The 6,329-nt window shown below is 43.4% G+C and carries 6 protein-coding genes; all 6 read left to right on the top strand.

All coding sequences use genetic code 11. From position 1 onward, the window contains the following. The first annotated feature begins 134 nt into the window (after window positions 1-134). The 6 genes from guaB (at window position 135) to guaA (ending at window position 6,218) form a co-directional block, all read left to right on the top strand. Entirely contained in the window at window positions 135-1,595 is a 1,461-nt protein-coding gene (gene guaB / locus E1160_RS12955; protein ID WP_155155833.1) for an IMP dehydrogenase, read from the top strand. A 7-nt stretch (window positions 1,596-1,602) separates the two neighbouring features. Then, complete coding sequence (locus E1160_RS12950) at window positions 1,603-2,151, top strand: GNAT family N-acetyltransferase (protein WP_155155832.1); 549 nt, start codon at window positions 1,603-1,605, stop codon at window positions 2,149-2,151. Beyond that, a complete protein-coding gene (locus tag E1160_RS12945) occupies window positions 2,144-2,692 on the top strand; it encodes a GNAT family N-acetyltransferase (RefSeq protein WP_155155830.1) in 549 nt (182 codons plus the stop codon). The genes E1160_RS12950 and E1160_RS12945 overlap by 8 nt, the downstream gene beginning before the upstream one ends. Beyond that, complete coding sequence (locus tag E1160_RS12940; RefSeq protein WP_155155828.1) at window positions 2,685-3,233, top strand: GNAT family N-acetyltransferase; 549 nt, start codon at window positions 2,685-2,687, stop codon at window positions 3,231-3,233. The genes E1160_RS12945 and E1160_RS12940 overlap by 8 nt, the downstream gene beginning before the upstream one ends. Window positions 3,234-3,312: 79 nt before the next feature. Continuing rightward, window positions 3,313-4,635, top strand: a complete 1,323-nt coding sequence (locus tag E1160_RS12935) for an RsmB/NOP family class I SAM-dependent RNA methyltransferase (RefSeq protein ID WP_155155826.1) — start codon at window positions 3,313-3,315, stop codon at window positions 4,633-4,635. A 32-nt stretch (window positions 4,636-4,667) separates the two neighbouring features. Continuing rightward, window positions 4,668-6,218: a glutamine-hydrolyzing GMP synthase gene (gene guaA / locus E1160_RS12930; protein ID WP_155155824.1), complete on the top strand. Its 1,551-nt coding sequence runs from the start codon at window positions 4,668-4,670 to the stop codon at window positions 6,216-6,218. Window positions 6,219-6,329: the final 111 nt, after the last annotated feature.

Genomic DNA, 6,329 nt, shown 5'->3' with positions numbered 1-6,329 from the left:
ATTTCATACAATCACTTTTCTAACAAATGCTATTTTAAAGCCTAAAAATGCAGTCACTTTTTTTTGAACTTGAAAAATGATCCAATTTGAGTATATTCAGAAAAAATCAACTTCTTCTACAAGGAAATATCGGTATGACCATTCGTGAAGCGCTCACCTTCGACGACGTTTTGTTGCAACCAGCTCATTCAGAAGTTCTACCTCATCAGGTAAATACAGCGACACGTTTTACACGTGAAGTAAGCCTAAATATTCCAATGGTTTCCGCAGCAATGGACACTGTTACCGAAGGCCGTCTTGCGATCGCAATGGCACAACAAGGTGGTATTGGTGTTGTCCACAAAAATCTGGATATTGAACAACAAGCCGAAGAAGTTCGTAAAGTTAAACGTTTTGAATCTGGTATGGTCGTAAACCCAATTACTATTACGCCGGAACGCACATTAGGTGATGCGTTGGATGTTATGCGTTTTCATAATATCTCCGGTATTCCTGTTGTTTCAAAACGAAAAAAACACTTGGTTGGTATTTTAACAAACCGTGATGTTCGTTTTGCAGATGACATGAATACACCTGTCAAAGAACTGATGACACGTAAAGGGCTGGTTACAGTCAGAGAAGGCGTTGACCATGAAGAGGCAAAACGTCTTTTGCACTCGCACCGTATTGAAAAACTATTAGTCGTCGATGACCAACGCCATTGTGTTGGATTAATAACTGTAAAAGATATGGAGAAATCCCAAAATTACCCACATGCATGTAAAGATGATCAAGGTCGCCTTCGTGTTGCAGCCGCGACTGGTACTGGCGCTTCCGGCATTGAAAGATCCGAAGCTTTAATAGATGCAGGCGTAGATGTGGTGATTGTAGACACCGCCCATGGCCACTCTCAAGGGGTTATTGATCAAGTCGCTGCGGTCAAAAAGCTTTCAAATGCTGTACAAGTGATTGCAGGCAATATTGCAACTCCTGCAGCTGCGCAAGCATTGATTGATGCTGGCGCAGATGCGGTTAAAATTGGTATTGGACCGGGTTCCATCTGTACAACACGTATTGTTGCTGGTGTTGGTGTTCCACAATTAACAGCTGTTATGGAATGTGCTGAAGTTTGTCATAAACATGGTGTACCTGCGATTGCGGATGGTGGCATTAAGTTTTCAGGTGATATAGCAAAGGCGATTGCAGCAGGTGCTGATTGTGTGATGGTCGGCTCTCTTCTTGCTGGAACAGAAGAAGCACCGGGTGAAACCTTCCTGTATCAAGGTCGTTCCTATAAATCCTATCGTGGTATGGGGTCTGCTGGTGCAATGGCGCGCGGTTCTGCAGATCGTTATTTCCAAGAAACAGTGAACGAAAGCAATAAATTTGTACCAGAAGGTGTTGAAGGTCGTGTACCTTACAAAGGCCCTGTTGGTGGTGTTATTCATCAATTGAATGGAGGCCTAAAAGCCGCTATGGGTTACACAGGCAATGCAACAATTGCTGATATGCAAACGAAATGTGAATTCCGTAAAATTACGTCCGCCGGATTACGTGAATCACATGTACATGACATCACAGTAACAAAGGAAGCGCCTAATTACCAAGGTCGCTAAGGAAAACATGACAAACCGCCGCCTAGAAACAGAAAGATTGATCCTCAGACCTATTGAGGAGGCTGATATCGATCTTGCCTTGGAAATGAATACTGATCCAGAGGTAACAAAGCATCTGGGCGGCCCTTTGACTGTTGAAGAGAACCAGAAGCGCATGAATAAGTGGCTTAACCTTGAAAAGGACGGCCCACATTTTGGTATCTGGCTTATGGTTCGCAAAGAGGATCACCGCAAATTAGGCACGATTGGCATGTTTAAAATGCCCGTTGACGAAGAAGAAACGACCTTCACTGATTATATAGAGATCGGATATCGTTCTATCCCCGACGCATGGGGAAAGGGCTATATGACAGAAGGTGCAAAAGAAGTTATCCGATATATCTTTACGCAAACGGAACTGGAAGAGATAGCAGGTTGTGCAGATCACGAGAATTTCGCATCTCAAACTGTGCTACAAAAAATTGGTTTGGAGCCCAAAGGAACATTTTATTGCTATAGCGATGACCTCCCTTTCTTTTTGGTACAAAAAGATAAATGGTTAGCAAGATATGACTAAACCAATTCTGACAACTGATCGCCTTATTTTACAGCCACTTGAACATCGTGATCTAGACTTAATCATTTCGCTCTTCACTGACGAAGAAATCATGACATATGCAGGTGGTGCTGTGAGTGCGGAAAGCTGTGAAAAAGAAATGCCTGATTATGCTGGTCTTGGGCATAAAGTCGCCCATCAAGGTGTGTGGACTATTGGGTTAAGAGAAACAGGTGAGAAGTTTGGTACTTTCTCCCTCTTCCCGATGCCCAAAGACAAAGAAGAAACAATCCCAACCGGACATACCGAAATTGGGTATTTCATCTTAAAAGATTATTGGGGAAAAGGATACGTCACCGAAGCCGCTAAACACATAATCAAATTTGCATTTACCGAGACGAATTTGGAACAACTTACTGCATGTGTCGATGACGACAATGCCGCCTCGCGTAATATTTTACAAAAGGTTGGTATGATTGAAGATGGAACAATTGAAGCTTATGGAACCATCCTGCCTTTCTTCACATTGAATAAACAAGATTGGCTTACAAAAAATGGCTGAAGTTATTGAAACAGACCGCCTTATACTGCGGCCAATCGATGAAGATGATAAGGAATTCATCTTTTCAATGAATGAAAATGCACAAATGATGGAAACTTTGCCGGAAATCCCTTTCACGAGCGCCGAATTAAGAGAAAGAAATGATTGGTTACTTCAAAGCGAAGGTAAAATCCAAGGAGGTGCTTGGATAATGCTGAAAAGGGAAGACAATACACCAATCGGAAGTATCATTTTTTGTCAAATGCCACTTAGCGAATATGGTGTTGATCCAGTCACCTATACAGATCACGTGGAAATTGGATATCGTTGTCTCCCGGAAACATGGGGGAAAGGCTATACGACCGAAGCTGGCAAAGCCGTTATTTCTTATGTATTTGAGAACAATATTCTCAATCAAGTTACAGCCTGCACGGATGACGATAATCTGGCATCTCAAGCAGTTTTAAAGAAGATCGGATTGAAACCAGCAGGACGCACAGATTGTTATGGTGGAAATTTCCCGTTTTTCGCAATTTCCAAGGAGGATTGGCTTGCCTCTTGAGGCGTTTTCTCTTAAATCACTGCTTTACAGAATTTTTACCTCAAAAGACTGAATTATTGAGGTTAGTTAGGATAATTGAATGACCCCAGGCGCACAAATTGCAGCCGCTATTGATCTTCTAGATCAAATGGATCGCCCAGACGCTCCTCCTGCAGATAAGGTATTAAGTGATTGGAACCGCGCAAATCGTTATGCGGGCTCAAAGGATCGCAATGCAATAGCCTCCCTCTTCTATGCCGTTCTGCGTTATCGTGGACAGTTAGATTGGTGGATTAAGCGTTGTCAGGGTGGCGACGGCCAAAACCGTCATCGCATGGTGATCTGGCTTGCGCTTGGCGAAGGGTTTTCAATGGAGGAGATCAAGCCTTTCTTCGATGGGGAACGCTATAATCCAAAACCTCTTACCCCAGCTGAGGAGCGTATCCTAATTGAACTCAGCCAAGAGAAATTAGATAAATCCTGTCAACCTGACATGACTCAAGCAAATGCACCTTTGTGGTTGGAAGAAAATTTCAAAACAGTATTTGGCGAAAATATTAAAGAAGAGCTTTCAGCTTTCTGCGAAGAAGCCCCAGTAGACCTGCGTGTAAATACACTTAAAGCCTCGAAAGAAGAAGCCAAGCAGGCTTTGAAGGAAGAAGGCATAGAGACAGCCGACTGTGACTACTCTCCCTTTGGGTTACGCTTGGAACGTCGACGCCCTCTATCTGGCACCAAAGCTTTCAAAGATGGGTTAGTTGAAGTGCAAGATGAGGGGTCTCAATTAGCAGCTATTCTAGCTGATACAAAACCGGGACATAAAGTTGTTGATTTCTGTGCTGGTGCTGGCGGCAAGTCACTTGCTATGGGAGCGGCAATGAATAACACAGGTCGTATTATTGCCTGTGATGTTTCCGAAGGTCGTTTAAAACGCGCCGCTATTCGGTTCAAACGTGCAGGCCTGTACATGATTGAGCGCCGTACGTTAACAAGTGAACGTGATAAATGGGTGAAACGTCGTTCAGGTCGCATGGATGGTGGATTTGACCGCGTTTTTGTAGATGCCCCCTGCACAGGTACAGGTACATGGCGTCGTAACCCAGATCAAAAATGGAAACTCACTCAAAAAGATGTTGAGGAATTAGCAGCTCTGCAATCTTCGATTTTAGATTCTGCCTGTCGTCTGGTTGTGCCGGGTGGGCGCTTGATTTACGTAACCTGCTCTATCCTTCAAGAGGAAAATGAAGCGCAGGTTGAACGTTTCTTAAAAGAAAATGACAATTTCTTCATCCATCCAATTAAAGATGTTTGGAAAGATACGTTGGGCAGTGACTGTCCAACCGATAAAGATTATTTACGCCTAACACCGCATGCACATGGAACCGATGGTTTCTTTGTCGCGGTGATGGGTCGAAAACTGTAATTTTATAAGTGTGAACGGTAAGGATAAAACATATGAGCGAACGTATACTCATTATTGACTTTGGATCGCAAGTCACCCAACTAATTGCACGCCGCGCTCGTGAAGCTGGTGTGTATAGTGAAATTCATCCTTTCAACAAAGTAACCGTTGAAACAGTTAAAGACTTCGATCCGAAAGGCATTATCCTTTCTGGCGGCCCGGCAAGTGTGACAGAGATCGACTCCCCGCGTGCCCCACAAGAAATTTTTGATCTAGGCCTTCCAATACTTGGAATTTGTTATGGTCAACAAACCATGTGTGAACAACTTGGTGGTAAGGTTGAAAACTCTGATCATCAAGAATTTGGTCGAGCAGAAATTGATATCGTTGAAGATTGTGACCTTTTCCATGGTGCGTGGAATGTCGGCACACAAGAAGTCGTTTGGATGAGCCATGGTGACAAGGTTGGAAAATTACCTGAAGGCTTCCGTATTGTCGCAAAAACAGGTGGCGCACCTTATGCAGCTATCGCAAATGACGAAAAACGTTTCTATGGTGTTCAGTTCCATCCAGAAGTTGCCCATACACCGCATGGCGCACAATTGATCAACAACTTCATCCACGGCGTTTGTGGATGTAAGGGCGACTGGACAATGGCAGCTTATAAACAACAAGCGATTGAAGCCATCCGCCGTCAAGTTGGTGACAAGAAAGTAATTTGCGGTCTATCCGGTGGTGTTGATTCTTCTGTCGCAGCTGTATTGATCCATGAGGCAATCGGCGACCAACTCACATGTATCTTTGTTGATCATGGCCTACTTCGCCTCAATGAAGCAGAACAAGTCGTTGATTTATTCTCTAAACATTACAATATTCCTTTGGTCCATCGTAATGCAGAGGATTTATTCCTTGGCAAGCTTGAAGGTCAAAGTGAACCAGAAACAAAACGCAAAATCATTGGTGGTTTGTTTATCGACGTCTTCGAAGAAGAAGCAAATAAAATTGGTGGTGCTGATTTCTTGGCACAAGGTACGCTTTATCCTGACGTGATTGAATCTGTATCATTCACAGGTGGTCCTTCGCAAACCATTAAATCCCATCATAACGTGGGTGGTTTACCGGAACGTATGAATATGGATTTGGTCGAACCTCTTCGTGAATTATTTAAAGATGAAGTACGTGCGCTTGGTCGTGAATTAGGTATTCCAGAAAGTCTTCTTGGTCGTCACCCATTCCCTGGTCCAGGTTTGGCAATCCGCATCCCGGGTGATCTCACCAAAGAAAAATGCGATATCCTTCGCAAAGCTGACGCCATCTATTTGGATGAAATTCGTAAAGCAGGTCTTTACGATGAAATCTGGCAGGCCTTTATGGTTCTATTACCAGTGAAAACCGTAGGTGTGATGGGTGATGCCCGTACCTATGAATATGTGGCTGCGATGCGTGCCGTCACATCAACAGATGGCATGACAGCTGATGTTTATCCGTTTGAGCCAGCTTTCTTAACAGCGACAGCAACACGCATAGTCAATGAGGTTCGCGGTATCAACCGTGTTTGTTACGATTACACATCGAAACCTCCTGGAACAATTGAGTGGGAATAACAAACACTCAATTAATTCAAGCCAGCATCTAAATCAGATGCTGGTTTTTTTTGTGTTTAATAATAGCAAATACTTCTATCACATTATGATTAAAGAAAAATCTCCGACTAA

The sequence above is a fragment of the Curvivirga aplysinae genome (assembly GCF_009711445.1).
Taxonomy (GTDB): domain Bacteria; phylum Pseudomonadota; class Alphaproteobacteria; order UBA8366; family Aestuariispiraceae; genus Curvivirga; species Curvivirga aplysinae.
The sequence above is the reverse complement of the archived record's forward strand: the minus strand, read 5'-3'. Positions and strand labels throughout refer to the sequence as shown.